We start from the raw sequence: 18,526 nt of genomic DNA on the forward strand, positions 1-18,526 counted from the left end.
ATGAAAATCATCAATAATCTATACACACTTGTAGCGACCCTGCTTTTACTGACAGGTCTTGATGCAAATGCACAAATTTCAAAAGCAGAAATCAGGGCAACTGGGCTTACGTGTTCCATGTGTTCCAATGCCATAAACAAACAGCTTAAAAGCCTTCCCGAAGTCGTGGAGGTAGCAACAGATTTAAACACCAATACGTTTGTGGTAACCCTTACCCCGGGCAATACCTTAAGTCCAAAGGTATTTAAGGACAAAGTCGAAAAGGCAGGGTTCTTTATTGGGTCTTTGGTTTTAACGACAAAATCAGATACGGTTAAACAGCCTGCCTATGTTTTGGTCAATAAGGCTTCAGCTGGTGATGCCGATATCCAGATCCAGGTTCTCGATAAAGGGTATGTAACCGAAAAGGAATTCAAAAAATTATCCAAATCATTCAAAAATGTTGAGACCTATGCAGTAAGCAATGAGGATGATTTTCACATTAAGGTGCTCAACCAATGAAAAAGATAGTCCTCCTCCTACTCGTTTTTGTATTTCAAAACAGCTATAGCCAGGAATTATTTGTGGTCACCGACCCGGCAAGTAATGTTCCCGCAAATACCCTCAGTGTTAGAATTGCACAATCCCGCTTCAAGGAAGAATTCGAAACTGGTTTTAATTATCACTTAATACCAGAAATCACCTATGGCGTAAACAAAAATCTGATGTTTAGGGCATCTGCATTTTTAAGCGATCGTTCAAAAAGCCTGAAGACCGAAGGCGCAAGTTTATATACCAAATACCGTTTCTATTCCACAGACGATCTGAACAGTCACTTCCGCCTGGCAGCTTTTGGAAGATATAGTATCAACAACTCTGACATCCACCAGGAACAAATTGAAATCAACGGGCACAATACCGGGTTCGAAACAGGTCTGGTTGCTACCAAACTGATTAAAAAAGTAGCAATCAGCGCTTCAGTCAGTTTTGAAAAAGCATTGGATAATAAACCCGACTATCAGTTCCCTGATGAATTTGGCAACAATGCCACAAATTATACTTTGTCTTTCGGTAAGTTGATGTATCCAAAAAAATACAATAACTTTAAGCAGACAAACATTAACCTGATGGTTGAATTTGTCGGACAGACAATTAATGAAAATGGTAAATCATCTTTAGACGTTGTCCCTGCAATTCAATTTATTTTCAACAGCCAGGCACGCTTAGACCTTGCCTACAGGCGTGAATTGATGAGTTCAATGCTGCGTTCGGCGCCAAACGGATTTTACCTTAATATCGAATACAATTTCTTCAATTTTTTACAGGCAAATAAAAAAGAAGAAGGAAAATAAGTCACAATTATAGAAGACACTTTAACGATTGCCATGCTCATTGCCGCGGCGTAATCAAAATACTAATTTAAAAAATACAAAATCATGAAAAATTTAATGTTCTTATCAGTAATTCTATTAGTAATCGTAGGTTGCAATTCCAAAACAAAAACGGAAACAACCGATAATGCACCAACATTACAAACCGTTGATACCACAACGGCCGATACGGCTGCCATCCAAAAACCCGTAGCAGAACAATTGTATGCCTGCCCAATGCACCCTGAAGTACAGGGAAAAAAAGGGGAAGAATGTTCAAAATGCGGTATGGAACTTACCGAACCTGTAAAGTAAAACGGTTATGGAAAATCACATGAACCACAGTAACGGCGGAATGCATCATTATGGCAGGCTGCTTATAATGATTGTCCTTTCATTTGTAGCGATGTACATTTTAATGTACTCCATGGTAGACCGGTTTGAAAATGTCATCCCGAATGTCAATCAAATATATATGGCAGGCTTGATGACCATGCCAATGGTGATAATTGAACTTCTGGTTATGGGTGCAATGTATAAAAATAAAAAAGCCAATTTAGGCATTATGGCAATCAGTGCAGTCGCACTGGTTGCTTTCTTTTTTGCAATACGCTCGCAGGTCGCAGTCGGTGACAAACAATTTTTGAAATCAATGATTCCACACCACGCGGCGGCGGTCCTAATGGTAAAAGAGGCGAATCTGAGCGATCCGGAAATAAAGGAATTGGCCACGAAGATCATTACGAGTCAGGAGGCTGAAATAGCACAGATGAAAGCCAAAATCGAGGAACTTGAAAATGCAAAACCATGATGATAAAGAAGCTCCTTTTAATAGTCACCTTTGTGCTGTGCGCACCTCTGGCGCAGGCGCAAACCATTAGCTACACCTGTTCCATGCATCCCGAAATCCATTCTCCAAAACCGGGAAAATGTCCCAAATGCGGAATGGCACTGATAAAGGAAAAACCAAAGGCCGCTAAACCCGCTAAACCAAAAGTGGCAGCGCCTGCAAAAAAGGCAGCAACCGAAAAAGCGAAAGCTACATCTTCAGATAACATAAATCCGGAGAAGGGACATGATATGAAAACCATGGAGAAGGTAACAGTGAATCCACCACTCAGGAAAAGAGTGATAAAGGATGAGCCTCCCAAAGTTGTCCGTTACGACTTATATGTTCGCGATACGGTTGTGAATTTTTCCGGAAAATCACGAAGGGCAATTGCCGTGAACGGACAAATACCAATGCCTACCCTAACATTTACTGAAGGCGATACCGCAGAGATTTATGTCCATAACGAACTTGATGAAGAAACATCATTACACTGGCACGGTCTCTTTTTACCCAATAAGGAAGATGGCGTGCCCAACCTTACCCAAATGCCAATAAAACCAAACAGTACCTACAAATATTCCTTTCCAATCCGCCAGCATGGCACGCATTGGTACCACAGCCATTCCGAATTGCAGGAGCAAATCGGTATGTACGGTTCATTTGTAATGAACAAACGAAACTCCGATCCTAATTTCCGTGAAGGTATCGATGACCTTCCAACCATTCCGATTGTGTTAAGCGAATGGACAGATATTAAACCCGAAAATGTACATAGGATGCTGCACAATGCTTCCGATTGGTTTGCCATAAAAAAAGGAACGACCCAAAGCTATGGCGAAGCTATTGCACAGGGGTATTTCAAAACCAAGGTCATCAACGAATGGAAGCGCATGAACGCAATGGATGTAAGTGATGTTTACTATGAGAAGTTTCTAATCAACGGTAAAAATGAAAGCCAGCTTTCGCAATTCAAGGCAGGAGATAAAGTAAGGTTACGGGTATCCAATGGAGGCGCTTCCAGTAATTTCTGGCTTACCTATGCCGGAGGCAAAATTACCGTTGTCGCCAGTGATGGTAATGATGTCGAGCCTGTTGAAGTAGACCGTTTACTTATTGCGGTCTCCGAAACCTATGACGTTATACTTAGCATTCCGGCAGAAAACACTTCCTATGAGTTTTTGGCAACACCCGAAGACAGGACAAAATCTACTTCACTCTATATTGGTAGTGGTATAAAACAGCTCACCTCACCCTTACCCAAACTAAAATACTTTGAAGGAATGCAGATGATGAACGATATGATGAAGATGAATGGCGACCTCGACGATATGGGAATGCAGATGTCGTTGAACCAGATGGACATGAACGCCGTAATGTATCCTGAGATTACAGGCCCACAGGAAAAAGGTTCCAAAAAAATGCCAATGCAAATGGACAAAGGAAAAACGCAAGAAACCTCCGATAAGACCCACGACATGCACAACATGGATAACAAGTACAAACCCAATGCGCTTGCCGATATAGTGACATTAAATTATGCAATGCTGAAATCCCCAACAAGCACGGCGCTTTCAAAAGATGCTCCGGTTAGGGAACTCAAATTTGAGCTTACGGGAAATATGAACCGCTATGTCTGGAGCCTCGATAATAAAGTGGTTTCCGAATCCGACAAGATCCTGATTAAAAAGGGAGAGATTTTACGCATTGTATTACATAATAATTCCATGATGCGGCACCCAATGCATTTGCATGGCCATGATTTCAGGGTCATCAACGGTCAGGGTGATTTCGCTCCTCTCAAAAATATTATTGACATCATGCCAATGGAGACCGATACCATTGAATTCGCAGCGAGTGAAGACGGAGGCGACTGGTTCTTTCACTGTCATATCCTCTACCACATGATGGCGGGAATGGGCAGGATTTTTTCCTATGAAAATTCACCACCCAATCCTGAAATACCAAACCCAAAATTAGCGCAACGTAAATTATTTGCAGATGACAGGGAATTCCATTTTATGGCAGAAAATGATTTTGCCACAAACGGAAATGATGGTATGGCTATGTTAAGCAACACACGCTGGAGTATCGGTACGGAGTGGCGATTGGGTTATAACAATATGCACGGTTACGAAACAGAAACGCATATCGGGCGGTACATTGGTAAAATGCAATGGCTGATGCCTTTCATAGGCTTCGATTGGCGCTACAGGGAAATGGAAGAAGGTGAAATGGAAGAAAATATTTTCGGCCAGTCAAATACCAAAGACAAACGTTCCGTTTTCAGTGCAGGATTAGAGTATACCCTGCCAATGCTGATAAAGGCACAGGCTGAGGTATTTACCGATGGCAATTTCAGGTTCCAGTTAGAAAGAATGGACATACCGGTTTCTAAAAGAATCAGAATGGACTTGATGTGGAATACCGATAAGGAATACATGGCAGGATTACGCTACATTATCGAAAGGAATTTTAGCGCCCGGACACATTACGACAGCGATATGGGATTTGGCGTAGGTGTAAACCTTAATTATTAAAAAAAATCAATATATTAGCTAACTATCTAATAATTAATAAAAATTAAAAAGATGAAATATAAAATAGCCTCACTTATTTTAGCAGGAGTTACGGGCCTGTTTATTGCAAGCTGCAATAATTCCGACAATCCCGAAACTGAAAATTTAGAAGCAGCAACAATTATGGCGGAATCTACCAATAAAATGGTAAACGCAAATGCAATGCTGACGATACATCATTCCGGGCCGTTGTACCACCATCATGACAGCATTTACCATCACCATGATTCAGTTTATGTGCACCATCATACAATTTACCATCACGGCGATACAATTCATCATCACTCCGGTGCACACCATACGGAAGTGCATCATCACCAACATGATTCAATAGTGGTGTCGCATCATCATATTGCTCATTAATTTACTTAGGAAGTAAAATTAAAAACCGCACGATGTGCGGTTTTTTTTGTGACAGACCAGGGATTCGAACCCCGCCATCCCAGTTGGCCATTTGTTTTACTGCCTGCATTTTGATACCAGGTTAGACTAGAATCTGTCGATGGTGATGGTCTGTCCGCCAACGAGGAAGGCCAAACATTCTAATTGTGTTAATACAAACGACAAGAATAAGTGTAAAGCGATTTTTAAGGTGAACTCTTTCATAATTTCAGGTTTTAAATTAATAAAAATGATTTCTGACAGAAGGACAACTAATATCTCGTGCAGGTGCAGTGATTCATAAGAACCCAAACAACCTGAATTTTAATTCCAGGAAGTAACAAATTTAAGGATTTCTTTCGAAAGAAAATTAATTTAAAACCAAATATTTGTTGCTGTTTAGGTGAGGACAACAATCATTACTTTCTCTGATTAAACTCTGTCCTCAAAGCCGTAAAATCATTTCTGAGGCCCTGCATCACATCCTTGACACTCAGTAAACTTAAATCATCGTGCTCAAATTCCTGTGTGGCAATACTACAGGCATAACGCCATACTTCGAGTACTTCTGAAGCTTTTACCTCATAGGGCTCATAGATGGTATTGTCTGATTTGGCCTCTATCACATTCTCCCCTTTCCTGCTAAGGCGCTTATAGGCGATTCCGTTCGTTCTGGTAACCAGGATGTAGGTCTTTCCATTTACGATGTTGTCAAGTTTTTCTACATACTCCCCAACTACAAACGAACCTTCCTTATGGGGCGGCATTGAATCACCGGTAACAGGGAACGCCCTGTATTTTCCATTTCTTAAAAACGGCAGTGAAATATGCTGCAGTGCTTCTATAAATTCCGGATCGCTGTAGCCGGCAAGATACCCTGCCTGGGCTTTTGCCGGTATAATCTCAATCCTGTTTTCGCCATTGCTGTCAACGGTTATGGGTAGCAGTATCCGGTTTTCTTCCAATTGCAGCAGATTCTCATAGGGAACACGCCTGATATCGAATGATAACAGCAAGTCAATACTCACATGATAATAACGCGAAATCTTTTGAAGACAGTCCAAAGGGGGGTCCGTTGATGCTTCATATTTTCTGTAGCGGTCAGCCGGAATTAAGAGTGCATCGGCAATCATTTGCTGCGTCAAACCATTTTTGACACGCAGGTACCTAAGATTATCGGAAAATGTTGACATATGTTAATAGGAATTTAATTCCATACAAATATAATAATCTTGCGGAATTAGATTCCTAATTTTGTAAAATATATTTTCACTAAAAATCTCAAGATAATATGACACGCGCCATCGTACACATGGATTTAGACACGTTTTTCGTCTCTTGCGCAAGGTTGGAAAACCCGCAATTAAACGGGATTCCCCTTATCGTTGGCGGCGGCGAAAGAGGTGTTGTGGCTTCCTGTTCCTACGAGGCAAGGTATTTTGGTGTTCGCTCGGCAATGCCAATAAGAATGGCCATGCAATTGTGCCCACAGGCTAAAATCATAAAAGGCGACATGGAACTGTTTTCAAAGAAATCCCACGAAGTAACCCAGATTATTGAAGAGAATTCCCCCTTGGTAGAAAAAGCAAGCATTGACGAATTCTATCTCGACATTACCGGTATGGATAAATTTTACGGCTGCTACAAATGGACAAATGAACTCATCCATACCATTACAAAAGAAACCGGCTTACCAATAAGCTTTGCCTTATCGGTAAATAAAACAGTTTCCAAAATCGCAACTGGCGAAGGGAAACCAAAAGGCAACCTCGAAATCCCCCAAAATAAGGTGCAGTCTTTTTTGAACCCGTTATCAATCCGTAAAATCCCAATGGTTGGCGAAGTCACTTTTAACCTGCTCTCCAGGTTAGGGATCAGGAACATTGAAAAATTATCCGAAACTCCGGCTGAGGTACTGCAGAGCATGATTGGTAAAAACGGAATCGAATTATGGAAAAAAGCAAACGGGATCGATAATAATCCGGTAGAACCCTATACCGAAAGGAAATCCCTCTCTACAGAACATACCTATCTCCAGGATACTATCGATATCAGACAGGTTCACTCCCTTATTTTGGGTATGGTTGAAAAACTGGCATATCAGGCTCGTTCTGAGCAATGGCTCGTTTCAACGCTGGTGATAAAACTAAGGTATGCCAATTTTGATACGGAAAACCTGCAAAGAAAGATTGCCTATACATCCTGTGATCACATCTTAGGCAAACTGGCAGTAGAGTTATTCAACAAACTATACAATCGCCGTATGCGGATAAGGTTGGTAGGGGTAACATTTACAGGTTTGGTAAGAGGTACCTATCAAATCAATATGTTCGAAGACACCGAAGAAATGATTGCATTATACCAGGCTATGGATAAAATTAAAAATCGCTTCGGCTATGATGCAGTAACACGTTGCGGAGGCAGGAACCTTAAGTCAAAGACAGGCAATATCATTTCAAATCCCCGGGCTCAAAATATAAATCCAAATCATAATTCGTAATTATCATGTACCTCAACTGCCATTCTTTCCATTCCCTGCGTTACGGCACCATTCCATTAAATGAATTGGTCAGACAGGCAGCATTGTTTGGCATTACAGCAATGGCTTTAACAGATATCAATACAGTAACAGGCATTTACGAATTTATAAAAGCTTGTGAACGTGTTTCAATAAAACCATTGGTTGGAATTGATTTCCGAAATAGTGGAAAGCAGCTTTATATTGGCTTGGCAAAAAACAGGAAAGGGATTGCAGAAATGAACTGCTTTTTGACCAGGCATAATTTTGAAAACACACCACTACCGCAACAGGCTCCCGATTTTGAAAACAATTTTGTCATCTACCCATTTGATAATGTCCCGGATACTTTAAAGGAAAATGAATTTATCGGGATTACTCCTGAACAATTGTCCAAGTTGTATAATTACGCTTGGAAAAGAAAGATAGACAAAATGGTAGTGCTGCAGTCTGTAACGTATCGCACCAAACAGGAATTCAACCTGCATAAAATACTAAGGGCAATCGACCTGAATATTATCGGTTCCAAATTAACCGAAGAAGATCACTGCAAAGTTTCCGAAGTAATGATTCCTTTGGAAAACCTTAATGAGAAATTCAGTGACTATCCTAAGATTATACAAAATACCGAATCTATAATCGTAGCATGCAATTTCGAATTCGATTTCAATACCCCAAAAAATAAAAAGAACTACACCGCCGACAAACACGACGATATAGCATTACTGACTAAACTCGCTTACGAAGGAATGATTCGCCGTTATGGCCCTAATAATGGTCAAGCTAAAGCAAGGGTTGAAAAGGAATTGAAAGTAATCAATGAATTGGAGTTTAGCGGTTACTTCCTCATCACATGGGATATTGTACGTTATAGCATCAGTCGTGGTTTCTTGCACATTGGGCGTGGTAGCGGCGCCAACAGCATTATTGCGTACTGCCTTGATATTACAGATATTTGCCCGTTGGAACTCGATCTGTACTTCGAACGTTTTCTGAATGTCAATCGAAAAACGCCACCCGATTTTGATATTGATTGGTCCTGGCGCGAACGCGATACAATGCTGGAATACATTTTTAAAAAATACGGTGCCGATCACGTGGCTTTTTGTGGCACCAATGTCGAATTCAAATACCGTTCTATTTTCCGTGAAGTAGGCAAAGTCTTTGGTTTGCCTAAAGAGGAGCTCGACGAGCTTGCCAAAAACCCAATCAAAAGCCATCACAAAAATGCAGTAGTCAAAATGGTCCAGGAATATGGCATTATGTTAGAGAAATATCCCAATCAACGAAGCATGCACTCCTGCGGAATCCTCATTTCAGAAGAACCCATTACTAATTTCACGGCTCTGGAAATGCCCCCAAAAGGGTTTCCCATAGTGCAGTTTGATATGCATGTGGCTGAAGATATTGGTTTTGATAAATTTGATATTCTAAGCCAGCGTGGTATTGGCCATATTGACGATACCGTAAAGCTGATTAGGAAAAATCAGGGCATCGATGTCAATATCCGCGACACTTCCATTTCTAAAGATGAAGCAAAATGCAATGAACTGCTGAGCCAGGGCAAAACCATTGGGTGTTTCTACATTGAAAGCCCCGCGATGCGTGGATTATTGAGAAGGTTGAAATGTGACAATTACAAAGTATTGGTTGCTGCATCCTCCATTATCCGTCCCGGAGTAGCCCAATCAGGAATGATGAAGGAATATATCTTCAGGCATAATTATCCGGATAAATTTGAGTACTTCCACGATGTTTTTAAACAACAATTGGGCGAAACCTATGGCATTATGGTATATCAGGAAGATGTAATAAAAATTGCTTTGCATTACGGAGGGCTTCCGGCAGCCGATGGCGATATATTGCGGCGTGCTATGAGCGGCAAAGGACGGTCAAAAGCAGCATTACAGAAAGTAAAGGACAACTTCTTTGCCTCCTGTCAAAGGCAAGGCCATCCATTGCAGTTAAGCCAGGAAATTTACCGCCAGATAGAATCCTTTGCCGGATACTCCTTTTGCAAGGCGCACTCTGCATCCTATGCGGTAGAAAGTTATCAGAGCCTTTACTTAAAAACATACTATCCCATTGAATTCATGACAGCGGTAATCAACAATTTCGGAGGATTTTACCGCACAGAAGTATACATACATGAAGCAAAAATGTCGGGAGCAAAAATCCACAACCCCTGCGTAAATAAAAGTGATTTTCAGACAAATGTATATGGCCGCAATATTTACTTGGGGTTCCAGCACTTAAAAAGCCTCGAATCGAAAATTGGTGAACTGATTGTGGAGGAACGTAATCTAAATGGTCTATACCAATCCTTAGAGGATTTCATAAACCGGGTACCCATCGGAATTGAAGGCATACAGATATTGATTTTCATAGGTGCTTTTCGTTTCACGGGAAAAAGGAAAAACGAACTTTTGATAACAGCACGCTTGATAGTGATAAATTTCAAGCCCGAAAACCGTACACTTCTGCTGCTTCAGGAACCGGTCAGGGATTATAAATTGCCGGTACTGGACCGCTCTCCCTTTGAAGATGCATTTGATGAAATTGAATTGCTGGGCTTTCCGGTATCGGTTACACCATTCAATTTGTTGCAGACTTCATTTCGCGGAGATATAATGGCAAAGGATTTGACTATACACCATAAGAAAACAGTAAGGATGCTGGCTTACCTCATTTCACGAAAACACGTTCCCACTAAACGGGGCGATATGTATTTCGGAACCTGGATAGATGCACAAGGAGAATTTTTCGATACAGCCCATTTCGCAGACTGCCTTCAAAAATATCCGTTTCAGGGCGGTGGCTGTTACCTTTTGCTCGGTCAGGTCGAAGTCGATTATCATTTCCCAACCATTACCATCTCAAAAATGACAAAGATGCCATTCATTCCCGATCCCCGCTATTCAGCAACCGATGAAAAACGTTTCCAGGCACAGCAGCAAATCCGGGAAGACGTTAGCATGACCCATCGGGCACCTTATCCACAGGAACATGAATACAATATGCCTCGAAATAAAATGGAGTCGAGCGTTTAAACCCAAGGCTGAAGGCCGAACTGAGCGAAGCTAAAGAGTCCGGCGGACTCTTTTAGCGATGAGGTCAAGACGTCGCTGAGGCCAAAATCAAGATTATATTCTATTTAGGTTTTAAAAAGACTAAATTTGCACACTAACTTTTCATATGCTGACAGATATATTTTTACAGCTCGTAAATAAATACTCCAATAATACAGGATTGGCAACAAATCTTTGGTTGGAAATATTTACTAAATATTCTGAACCCAAAAGGCATTATCATACTATTAGCCACTTAGAAGCAATTATCAATGATTTGAATCCCATAAAGGAAAATATCGAGGATTGGGATACTACATTGTTTGCTGTTTTTTATCATGACATAATTTACAAAGCATCGAGCAGTACCAATGAAGCTGACAGTGCAAAATTAGCAATGCAGAAGCTCTCTGAAATTGGATATCCTGCTGTAAAAATAGCAAAATGCGCCAATATGATTCTGGCAACCAAATCACACGAACGATCTGAAGACAGCGATACAAATTACCTTACGGATGCTGATTTGGCAATTTTGGGCAGCAGTCAATATGATTATCAAAAATATACAGAACAGATACGGGAAGAATATTCAATCTACCCTGATTTCATGTTCAACACTGGCAGAAAAAAAGCATTACAGCATTTTCTTGAGATGGAGACAATATATAAAACAGAACCTTTTTCCGTAAAATATGAGAAACAGGCCAGGATAAATATTAACGAAGAGTTAGCCGCCATTTAAGCGGCATTACAACCAGTCACATACACAGGACTATGGCAGGGAAAAAGAATATATTTGTGATTGTTGGTAGTGCAAGTGAGGACTCTGCAAACCATAAAATTATTAATCTTTTTGCAGAACTGGCTAAAAATGACTTTAACGTATCAGTATATAAGGAATTAAAAGCGCTCCCTCATTTCGACCCTCAAGTATCGATTGAAGGCCCACCAGAGAAAATTACGGAAGTGCGAAACGAAATTCAAAAAGCAGACGGAATTGTAATCTGTACCCCCGAATACATTTTTAGCATTCCAAGCGGACTGAAGAATGTTATCGAATGGTGTGTGTCTACCGATGTATTTGACAACAAGCCTACCGCGCTTATTACCGCCTCCGCCAATGGAGAAAAAGGACATGAGCAGCTGAAGTTAATAATGCAAACCGTTATGGCAAAAGTTACTGACCAGACAAACCTGTTAATACCGGGAATCAAAGGAAAGATAAACGGTCAGGGTGAAATCACAAATCCAAAAACTATTGAGGATTTAATGTCGCTGATAATTAATTTTAAGATACTGCTCAAAAGTTGAAGCAAGACACCTAAGCGAATAAAAGTAAAGGCAGGAAAAATAATTCCCGCCCTCACCTACTAATCAACCTACCTAACTTTTATTTTACCGATCAAGCCATCTGCGGAACTCGACCGTTTTATTGAGGCTCGAAATTATTTCATTCTCTGACGCCGGTAGCATTTCAATTTTAATCCGGCTTCTTGACCATAGGATCATTTCATCAATGGCATCATAACCTATAATGAACTGGCGGTTTACCCTGAAAAACAGCTGTGGGTCTACTCGCTGGCCAATGGCATCAAGCGAATAATCCAACAAGTGCTTTTCATTATTCTTGGTTACAAGCCTGACATAGCGCCCGTCAGCAACAAAATAGGCAATTCTATTGCTGGGTATACTCTTTATCTTTCTCCCTGATACAATCAGAAAACGTTCCTGGTAACCGGTCGCTGTTAATGAGGGTGTTGACATTTCCAAACGCTGTTATGATTGGTTTATATTTGGGTAGTGTAAAAAATAGGGAACCGCAAATTTTTAGTTTTTGCACAATTCCTATTTATATTCTAAAAATTTATACCACAAAGATATCCTGGGCACATAACAATAAAAATGATGTAGCGTAAGAATTTGACTTGATCCATGTTAAGTTTAAAGCGATTCAATGGTATCCACTAAGTACTGTTTTTAGGTACTTACTTAGCCTGCATCAGGAAATCACGACTTCAGTAATTTACTTTTAAGCCTGCTTAGAGATTCTGGAGAAATGCCAAGATAGGATGCAATCCACTTCTGGCTTAACTTTTGGCTGACCTGAGGATATTTATTGCAAAAATCTACATACCGCTCTTCAGCAGACATACTCAAATTATTCAATGTCCTTGCCTGGAAACTGGCAAAAGCGTTCTGCGTAATCGCTAAAAAATAACTTTGAAACGAGGGAGCTTTCTCAAACGCCTCGCTGATGGCTTCTGACGAGAATTCATAAACCAAAGTATCTTCAATGGCTTGTACATTCAATAGTGCAGGAGTTCCTTTCAAAAAGCTGCTGATGTCACTAATCCACCAACCGTCAAAACCAAATTGGATAAGGTATTCTTCTCCTTTGGTGTCTATAAAATAGCCTACGGCAGTACCCGAAGATATAAAGCAGGTTTTTTTCGCAACGGTTCCGTTGTGAATAATGTATTGTCCCTTTTTTACTCTTCTTTCAATTCCCAAACTCCAGACGGAATCAATCTCTTCATCGGTAATGCCAACATGCCTGCGTATGCTTTCAGTAAATAATTCTTTTCCCATTCTTAATCTAAATCAAGATAATAAATTGATCCACATCATTTCCAAGATACAGGCCATTCATGAAATTTGCCCTGATATAAAAACAAATGCGTGAGTCAAATTTATCAATTAATTTTTTTATTATGAAACGTATTCTTTTAATGGATTTTCTGGACAGTAACAAACATGTCCAAAGTGCCGGTTTATTTATTTTGAGGTTTACTGCTTTTATCGTAGTCTTTCCACATGGGGCACAACTTTTATTGGGCTTGTTTGGCGGCTACGGGTTTAACCAGACTATGGATTATTTTACCGGGACTGTCAAATTACCCTGGATCATTGGATTATTTGTGATATTTATCCAGTTTTTCGGCGCCATGCTATTGCTTCTGGGATGGTATACAAGGCTCAACGCTATGGCCATGCTGGCTATCTTCGCTGGGATGATTTTTACAAACCATATCGAACATGGGTTCTTTATGAATTGGTTCGGTAACAATAGCGGTGAAGGATTTGAGTATCATTTACTGATTATAGGCATTATGCTCGGCCTTGTATTTATGGGCGCCGGAAAATACTCATTAGACAACAACCCCTAATCGATTATGCGACTTTATATTCTCCTCCTCATTTTGCCCCTAAGCTCATATGGTCAGTTTCAGGTCGAAGTAATGGCTGGTTGGCATCACTATCGGTATCAACAAAATTATAACGCAAAAATTCAAAACACTAGTTGGGGATTTTCACATGTTGCTTCGCAACTTAAGTTATATGAAGACAATCTAAAAAAACCAGAGGTAATGACCCAGTCCTACATCACATACAGCAGCCTGCCGTTTATGAAACTAGGACTCGGAACCTATTATACAGGCAAAGCCGGGTTCTCCCTATCGGCAAATGTCCAGCTAACAAAAAAAACAAAGAACTTCTTCATTTCGGCAATACCAAGGATTGATCTCAAACCCAACCCTGCGTGGGATATTTTGCTTGTAATAGAACTCCGGAAGGAATTAAATGCAAATGCCAACTGGTATTTTCGTTCGCAGTCACTGGGAAATTTCACAGGGCTAAATCACAACCGCAGTTATCAGTATTTAAAATTCGGGATTGAAAGGTTAAAAACGCAATTTGGCATTGCAGCAGATTTGGACACCTATGGCCCAAATGCCAATTCCATAGTAAATTTCGGAGGCTTTCTAAGAACAGTATTATGAATAAGGTCCAGTGTTATAAATTCACTTTTTTCAACAAACCATCTTTCGATTTCACCACAATCTCTTTAAGTTCTATGTCTTTTAAAATAGACGGGTTAGTTACTAATTGACAAATGTCATAATTTTCAAAATTGATACCGTTCACTTCGATAATCTGATCTCCCGTGAAAATTTTATCCTTAAGCTGATCGTCCCATACAATCCCAACACAAATCTTATCATTGATGATGGTAGGAATAAAACTTCGTTGCGTTTTATCGAGGTCGATACTTTCAGCACCATCAAAATAGAATTTCTGCTTGATAAAGTCTAAGGTAACCACTCCTTTCTCAAAAAACTCAGAACCTACCTTTGAGTTATTGTCATTTGTAGTAACAGTGGTAACATTCAGGAATCGTGAAGTTGAAATCGTTACAGATGGGATTTTTATGCGTACCTGCTCGTTGCTCTTAGAATTCCCAAAAAGGCCAATATCCTTCGAACCCGTACTTCTGCCAGAAATTATAAAACTGGCCTCGCTTTTCAATAATTGATAATTCCTTCCCGAAATATCATAAAATCCATTCATCCCGGTATCCAATAACACCTTGTCTGTTGTGGTTCCTTTTTCATTAAGGCTGATGGTTATGTAAGGGCTCCCCTGTTCATCCATCACTCCCATTTTGACACTGTTCTTCTTACTGAGCTTTAATTTGTCCCCTTGGTCGGTAATCCGCAGGATTCTGTTTGGAATGTCAATCTGCACTATCGAATGCATCAGTAAATTGCTTCCTATAAAGCCATCAATCTTAAAGCAGTCAAAAATCAGGTTACGTGCCTCGCTCGAAGCTAAAGCAATCGTATTCTGAAAAACAACATTCCCAATAGACAATTCATCAACGGAAACTATATCCATAAAGGATGCATTATTATTGGCATCTGTTACTTGAACCCGTTGAAGGAGCTGAGGATTTAGGGAAGCTTTTAATTCCTTGGTGATGCAATTGGTTGCGCCGGTGTCCAATAGGAACTTATACTCCTTGTTTTGAATGGTAACAGGGATAATGATCTTCCCGTTGATATACTCAAATTTTACTTCAGTAAAATAATCTTTATCCCTGGCTTTACCCCTGCTGAAGTCTATAGTTTGGGATATAAGCATACCGGGAAATAGTAGGAGCAGATAGGCGATTGCTTTTCTCATTATTAATTTGAATTTTCTGTGTTCGGACTGGTAGTATTATAGCTCTGGATTCACTATCGTTTAGTAAAAATACAATTTATTCCTTTAGACCAAAAGCCGACATTCCTGCCGGCTTTCCCAATCAAAACTACCTAATAAACCTCATCATCAAATTTTAGAAAGGTATCCGTTTTTTAGCAGGTAACCATAACTCCCCGCAACATATAGCGTTTTATTGACTCTTATGATTTTTGTGAAAGCACCATCTGGTTCAGGATGCTCATAAATCGATTGCCAATTGGTACCTCCGTCTGAAGACTTAAGGAGCTGACCATCAAGATTGGTGACAAAGATTTGCTTCTCATTCACATACAGTAAACTTGTATTACCCCCATTATGGTAAGGTGCGTAAGGAACCCTTGCTATCATTGTCCAGGTAACACCACCATCCGTAGTTTTTAAGAATTCGCTGTTATGGTTGACCATAAAGCCAACCTCTTTGTCAAGGAATTGCATGGCTTTGATCTCACTTGTCTGTATTGACATTTCAGTCCAATTATTTCCGCCATCAGTTGTTTTAAAAAGAACGGCACCGGAAAGCCCCTCACGTGTATCTCCGCCCCAGGCATAGATAACATTTTGCGATGCATAGCAAAGCCCTTTTATATAAATGCTTTCTTCGAAATTTATCCCCCAGCTGTTTCCAGCGTCTGTAGATTTAAGAACTGTTGAACCCTTCAAAGCAAAGCCGGTAGTTGCAGTATAAAAATGAATGTCATTGATAGTTCCTATATCCTGACCAAGATCTCCCCGGGCAATCATAGCATTATTCTCATTCATTTTATAAAAATCCCTCCTTCCGGCATAAACAGTACTAGGATTAAACATGAAAACACTGGAGTAAGTCGCATCCGTACCAGTCATCGAAGTCCAGGTCAATCCCCCATCATTCGTCTTAATAATAGTGCCCGAGGATCCACCCATCACACCATTCGCTTCATCACAAAAAGAAATATCGTCAAACGTAATTCCACCAAACGGCGAACCTACATCAACGCGGACTCTCGTAAAGCTTTCACTCAATAACTGTTTTGATGAATCTACTTCATCGCTGTCACTACACGAATAAAAAGTAGCTACGGCTACCACCAGATAAATTGCTTTTTTCATAATATTTTTTTTGCACAAACTTAACGGGTAAATAATACCACCCAATCATTCGAAGTTATGAGCGTGAAGATTAATGTTATGGATACGTCATAAAAAAGCATAACTTACTATTCATAAACCAATTGCATCAATTAAAAAATTATACACATTTTTTCTTGAATTGTGCAAGCAAAAAATAAAAGGTACTGGTAATTTTGTCGCGCCAACAGTAATGTCGAGATTTACAGGACGCATCCAAAACAAATGAACTATGGTTTACGGGCAACTTTTTACGGCGATTGAAAAACATGTGAAGCTAACAGAGGTAGAAAAAGATATCATCCGTTCCTGCAGTTCAGTTAAAAAACTTCGCAAGCACCAATACCTATTACAGGAGGGTAACATAGCCCATACCGAGAATTTTGTCATAAAAGGATGCCTGCGGTCTTATGAAGTAAATGAAAAAGGCCAGGAACATGTTATCCAGTTCAGCGTTGAAGAATGGTGGGTAGGTGATTTGCTTAGCTTCCTTACAGAACAGCCTTCAAACTATAATATCGATTGCCTGGAAGACTGCGAACTTATCCAATTTACTAAAGCTGATTTAAATCGCCTTTACGATGAAGTCCCAAAAGTAGAACGGTACTTCCGCATACTCCTCCAAAATGCTTACATAGCAACCAGCCAACGGCTGCTTTCGGCAATGTCTAAAACTGCCGTAGAGCAATATGCAGCATTCATTAAAAAATATCCGCATATCGAACGCCGTATAACCAATAAGCAGATAGCAAGTTACCTTGGCATAACTCCCGAAAGCCTCAGCAGGGTACGCAAACAATATATTGCTCCTTCCAAAACTTAACATAGGTCAAGTAAATTACTTATCCTGCATCATTGTCCACAGCCTACACCCGTCTGTAAATTTGCAGTGTAAATACTTAACATATGCAAAATCTTCAAATTACAATCGTTTACCACAGTGGCTTCGGGCATACAAAACAGGTCGCCACGGTATTGGCCGAGGCAATGCAATCGCATTCAGCACTGGTAGAGATTCGGCTTCTTACTGTCGACGAAGCCATCAAAAGTCCTGAGTTGCTGCATAACTCAGATACTATCGTATTTGGTTCTCCAACCTATTTTGGCAATGTGAGTGCCGAGTTTAAAAAATTTATGGAAACTACAGGAGGCTTCTGGTTCTCGCAAAAGTGGAAAGACAAGCTTGCGGCCGGCTTCACAAATTCCTCTACAACCGGAGGCGACAAGCTGGCAACACTAAGTTCCCTGTCGCTATTTGCTGCACAGCACAGTATGATCTGGATCAGTCAGGGTGTCATGCCCCGTTTCCTATGCGACCAGCAAACCGACGGGCAAAATCGTTTGGGAAGTTATCTGGGCCTTATGGTACAGTCCGATAATAATCTACAGGAAGTAAACCCAATGCAGTCAGGTGATTTACTTACAACAGAATTGTTTGCAAAACGAATTGTCGATATCACATTACAATATGGTAAAGTACTGGGAACTTAAAGACATCTTTTGAAAATTATAGAAATAGTATCCATAATTGAGCAAAAACGAACAAAATAAGCGCCAATATCTTTGCTAAGACCCTAAAGCGTACAATCAAAAATCATAAAGTTTCAACATCAATCAATCCGTGAGAAAGACTCACAAAAATTAAATCATCATCATCATCTAAAATCAAA

The 18,526-nt window shown here is 40.2% G+C and carries 19 protein-coding genes; 14 read left to right on the forward strand and 5 right to left on the reverse strand.

Annotation, left to right across the window (positions count from 1 at the left end; all coding sequences use genetic code 11):
• The 6 genes from L1S31_RS10790 (at position 1) to L1S31_RS10815 (ending at position 5,120) form a co-directional block, all read left to right on the forward strand.
• Positions 1–501 (forward strand): heavy-metal-associated domain-containing protein, encoded by a 501-nt coding sequence (locus L1S31_RS10790; protein WP_236464742.1) that lies wholly within the window; start codon positions 1–3, stop codon positions 499–501.
• A complete protein-coding gene (locus tag L1S31_RS10795; protein WP_236464743.1) occupies positions 498–1,331 on the forward strand; it encodes a hypothetical protein in 834 nt (277 codons plus the stop codon). Before L1S31_RS10790 ends, L1S31_RS10795 begins: the two co-directional genes overlap by 4 nt.
• Positions 1,332–1,415: 84 nt before the next feature.
• Complete coding sequence (locus L1S31_RS10800) at positions 1,416–1,664, forward strand: heavy metal-binding domain-containing protein (RefSeq protein ID WP_236464744.1); 249 nt, start codon at positions 1,416–1,418, stop codon at positions 1,662–1,664.
• A gap of 19 nt (positions 1,665–1,683) precedes the next feature.
• Positions 1,684–2,160, forward strand: coding sequence for a DUF305 domain-containing protein (locus L1S31_RS10805; RefSeq protein WP_236464745.1), 477 nt, complete (start codon positions 1,684–1,686; stop codon positions 2,158–2,160).
• Positions 2,160–4,718, forward strand: a complete 2,559-nt coding sequence (locus tag L1S31_RS10810) for a multicopper oxidase domain-containing protein (protein ID WP_236464839.1) — start codon at positions 2,160–2,162, stop codon at positions 4,716–4,718. The genes L1S31_RS10805 and L1S31_RS10810 overlap by 1 nt, the downstream gene beginning before the upstream one ends.
• 51 nt (positions 4,719–4,769) lie before the next feature.
• A complete protein-coding gene (locus L1S31_RS10815; RefSeq protein ID WP_236464746.1) occupies positions 4,770–5,120 on the forward strand; it encodes a hypothetical protein in 351 nt (116 codons plus the stop codon).
• A 437-nt stretch (positions 5,121–5,557) separates the two neighbouring features.
• Here the strand turns inward: L1S31_RS10815 and L1S31_RS10820 are convergent, their stop codons facing one another.
• Positions 5,558–6,331 carry an XRE family transcriptional regulator gene (locus L1S31_RS10820; RefSeq protein ID WP_236464747.1) on the reverse strand — a complete coding sequence of 258 codons (774 nt, stop codon included), beginning with the start codon at positions 6,329–6,331 and terminating at the stop codon, positions 5,558–5,560.
• A 98-nt stretch (positions 6,332–6,429) separates the two neighbouring features.
• Between L1S31_RS10820 and dinB the strand changes: the two genes are divergently transcribed.
• The 4 genes from dinB to L1S31_RS10840 all read left to right on the forward strand — a co-directional run bounded on the left by dinB (position 6,430) and on the right by L1S31_RS10840 (position 12,035).
• Positions 6,430–7,638 carry a DNA polymerase IV gene (dinB, locus tag L1S31_RS10825; RefSeq protein WP_236464748.1) on the forward strand — a complete coding sequence of 403 codons (1,209 nt, stop codon included), beginning with the start codon at positions 6,430–6,432 and terminating at the stop codon, positions 7,636–7,638.
• A gap of 5 nt (positions 7,639–7,643) precedes the next feature.
• On the forward strand, positions 7,644–10,706 hold the full coding sequence (locus L1S31_RS10830; protein WP_236464749.1) for a DNA polymerase III subunit alpha: 3,063 nt from the start codon (positions 7,644–7,646) through the stop codon (positions 10,704–10,706).
• A gap of 145 nt (positions 10,707–10,851) precedes the next feature.
• Positions 10,852–11,466: an HD domain-containing protein gene (locus tag L1S31_RS10835; RefSeq protein WP_236464750.1), complete on the forward strand. Its 615-nt coding sequence runs from the start codon at positions 10,852–10,854 to the stop codon at positions 11,464–11,466.
• A gap of 32 nt (positions 11,467–11,498) precedes the next feature.
• Positions 11,499–12,035 carry an NADPH-dependent FMN reductase gene (locus L1S31_RS10840; RefSeq protein ID WP_236464751.1) on the forward strand — a complete coding sequence of 179 codons (537 nt, stop codon included), beginning with the start codon at positions 11,499–11,501 and terminating at the stop codon, positions 12,033–12,035.
• An 84-nt stretch (positions 12,036–12,119) separates the two neighbouring features.
• Here the strand turns inward: L1S31_RS10840 and L1S31_RS10845 are convergent, their stop codons facing one another.
• Positions 12,120–12,488: a LytR/AlgR family response regulator transcription factor gene (locus tag L1S31_RS10845; RefSeq protein ID WP_236464752.1), complete on the reverse strand. Its 369-nt coding sequence runs from the start codon at positions 12,486–12,488 to the stop codon at positions 12,120–12,122.
• Between the two features lie 243 nt (positions 12,489–12,731).
• Positions 12,732–13,313 (reverse strand): Crp/Fnr family transcriptional regulator, encoded by a 582-nt coding sequence (locus tag L1S31_RS10850; RefSeq protein WP_236464753.1) that lies wholly within the window; start codon positions 13,311–13,313, stop codon positions 12,732–12,734.
• Between the two features lie 122 nt (positions 13,314–13,435).
• Between L1S31_RS10850 and L1S31_RS10855 the strand changes: the two genes are divergently transcribed.
• The gene (locus tag L1S31_RS10855) at positions 13,436–13,891 is read left to right on the forward strand and encodes a DoxX family protein (protein ID WP_236464754.1); all 456 of its coding nucleotides are present in this window, start codon (positions 13,436–13,438) and stop codon (positions 13,889–13,891) included.
• 201 nt (positions 13,892–14,092) lie between these two features.
• Complete coding sequence (locus tag L1S31_RS10860; RefSeq protein WP_236464755.1) at positions 14,093–14,506, forward strand: hypothetical protein; 414 nt, start codon at positions 14,093–14,095, stop codon at positions 14,504–14,506.
• 13 nt (positions 14,507–14,519) lie between these two features.
• Here the strand turns inward: L1S31_RS10860 and L1S31_RS10865 are convergent, their stop codons facing one another.
• Together L1S31_RS10865 and L1S31_RS10870 are read right to left on the reverse strand one after the other, a co-directional pair.
• A complete protein-coding gene (locus L1S31_RS10865; protein WP_236464756.1) occupies positions 14,520–15,689 on the reverse strand; it encodes a retropepsin-like aspartic protease in 1,170 nt (389 codons plus the stop codon).
• Positions 15,690–15,836: 147 nt separating this feature from the next.
• On the reverse strand, positions 15,837–16,856 hold the full coding sequence (locus L1S31_RS10870) for a WD40/YVTN/BNR-like repeat-containing protein (protein WP_236464757.1): 1,020 nt from the start codon (positions 16,854–16,856) through the stop codon (positions 15,837–15,839).
• Positions 16,857–17,088: 232 nt separating this feature from the next.
• On the opposite strand from L1S31_RS10870, the gene L1S31_RS10875 reads away from it, so the two are divergent.
• On the forward strand, positions 17,089–17,679 hold the full coding sequence (locus tag L1S31_RS10875) for a Crp/Fnr family transcriptional regulator (RefSeq protein WP_236464758.1): 591 nt from the start codon (positions 17,089–17,091) through the stop codon (positions 17,677–17,679).
• An 83-nt stretch (positions 17,680–17,762) separates the two neighbouring features.
• The gene (locus tag L1S31_RS10880; RefSeq protein ID WP_255702254.1) at positions 17,763–18,347 is read left to right on the forward strand and encodes a flavodoxin family protein; all 585 of its coding nucleotides are present in this window, start codon (positions 17,763–17,765) and stop codon (positions 18,345–18,347) included.
• Positions 18,348–18,526 lie beyond the last annotated feature (179 nt).

The sequence above is a fragment of the Flavobacterium wongokense genome (assembly GCF_021608265.1).
Taxonomy (GTDB): Bacteria; Bacteroidota; Bacteroidia; order Flavobacteriales; family Flavobacteriaceae; genus Flavobacterium; species Flavobacterium wongokense.

What these genes read in the sequence shown, in the direction of transcription:
- L1S31_RS10875 (WP_236464758.1), top strand. Translation starts at nt 17,089, where the DNA reads ATGGTTTACGGGCAACTTTTTACGGCGATTGAAAAACATGTGAAGCTA.
- dinB (WP_236464748.1), top strand. Translation starts at nt 6,430, where the DNA reads ATGACACGCGCCATCGTACACATGGATTTAGACACGTTTTTCGTCTCT.
- L1S31_RS10795 (WP_236464743.1), top strand. Translation starts at nt 498, where the DNA reads ATGAAAAAGATAGTCCTCCTCCTACTCGTTTTTGTATTTCAAAACAGC.
- L1S31_RS10835 (WP_236464750.1), top strand. Translation starts at nt 10,852, where the DNA reads ATGCTGACAGATATATTTTTACAGCTCGTAAATAAATACTCCAATAAT.
- L1S31_RS10860 (WP_236464755.1), top strand. Translation starts at nt 14,093, where the DNA reads ATGACCCAGTCCTACATCACATACAGCAGCCTGCCGTTTATGAAACTA.
- L1S31_RS10800 (WP_236464744.1), top strand. Translation starts at nt 1,416, where the DNA reads ATGAAAAATTTAATGTTCTTATCAGTAATTCTATTAGTAATCGTAGGT.
- L1S31_RS10845 (WP_236464752.1), bottom strand. Translation starts at nt 12,488, where the DNA reads ATGTCAACACCCTCATTAACAGCGACCGGTTACCAGGAACGTTTTCTG.
- L1S31_RS10840 (WP_236464751.1), top strand. Translation starts at nt 11,499, where the DNA reads ATGGCAGGGAAAAAGAATATATTTGTGATTGTTGGTAGTGCAAGTGAG.
- L1S31_RS10810 (WP_236464839.1), top strand. Translation starts at nt 2,160, where the DNA reads ATGATAAAGAAGCTCCTTTTAATAGTCACCTTTGTGCTGTGCGCACCT.
- L1S31_RS10865 (WP_236464756.1), bottom strand. Translation starts at nt 15,689, where the DNA reads ATGAGAAAAGCAATCGCCTATCTGCTCCTACTATTTCCCGGTATGCTT.
- L1S31_RS10855 (WP_236464754.1), top strand. Translation starts at nt 13,436, where the DNA reads ATGAAACGTATTCTTTTAATGGATTTTCTGGACAGTAACAAACATGTC.
- L1S31_RS10880 (WP_255702254.1), top strand. Translation starts at nt 17,763, where the DNA reads ATGCAAAATCTTCAAATTACAATCGTTTACCACAGTGGCTTCGGGCAT.
- L1S31_RS10790 (WP_236464742.1), top strand. Translation starts at nt 1, where the DNA reads ATGAAAATCATCAATAATCTATACACACTTGTAGCGACCCTGCTTTTA.
- L1S31_RS10850 (WP_236464753.1), bottom strand. Translation starts at nt 13,313, where the DNA reads ATGGGAAAAGAATTATTTACTGAAAGCATACGCAGGCATGTTGGCATT.
- L1S31_RS10830 (WP_236464749.1), top strand. Translation starts at nt 7,644, where the DNA reads ATGTACCTCAACTGCCATTCTTTCCATTCCCTGCGTTACGGCACCATT.
- L1S31_RS10815 (WP_236464746.1), top strand. Translation starts at nt 4,770, where the DNA reads ATGAAATATAAAATAGCCTCACTTATTTTAGCAGGAGTTACGGGCCTG.
- L1S31_RS10805 (WP_236464745.1), top strand. Translation starts at nt 1,684, where the DNA reads ATGAACCACAGTAACGGCGGAATGCATCATTATGGCAGGCTGCTTATA.
- L1S31_RS10820 (WP_236464747.1), bottom strand. Translation starts at nt 6,331, where the DNA reads ATGTCAACATTTTCCGATAATCTTAGGTACCTGCGTGTCAAAAATGGT.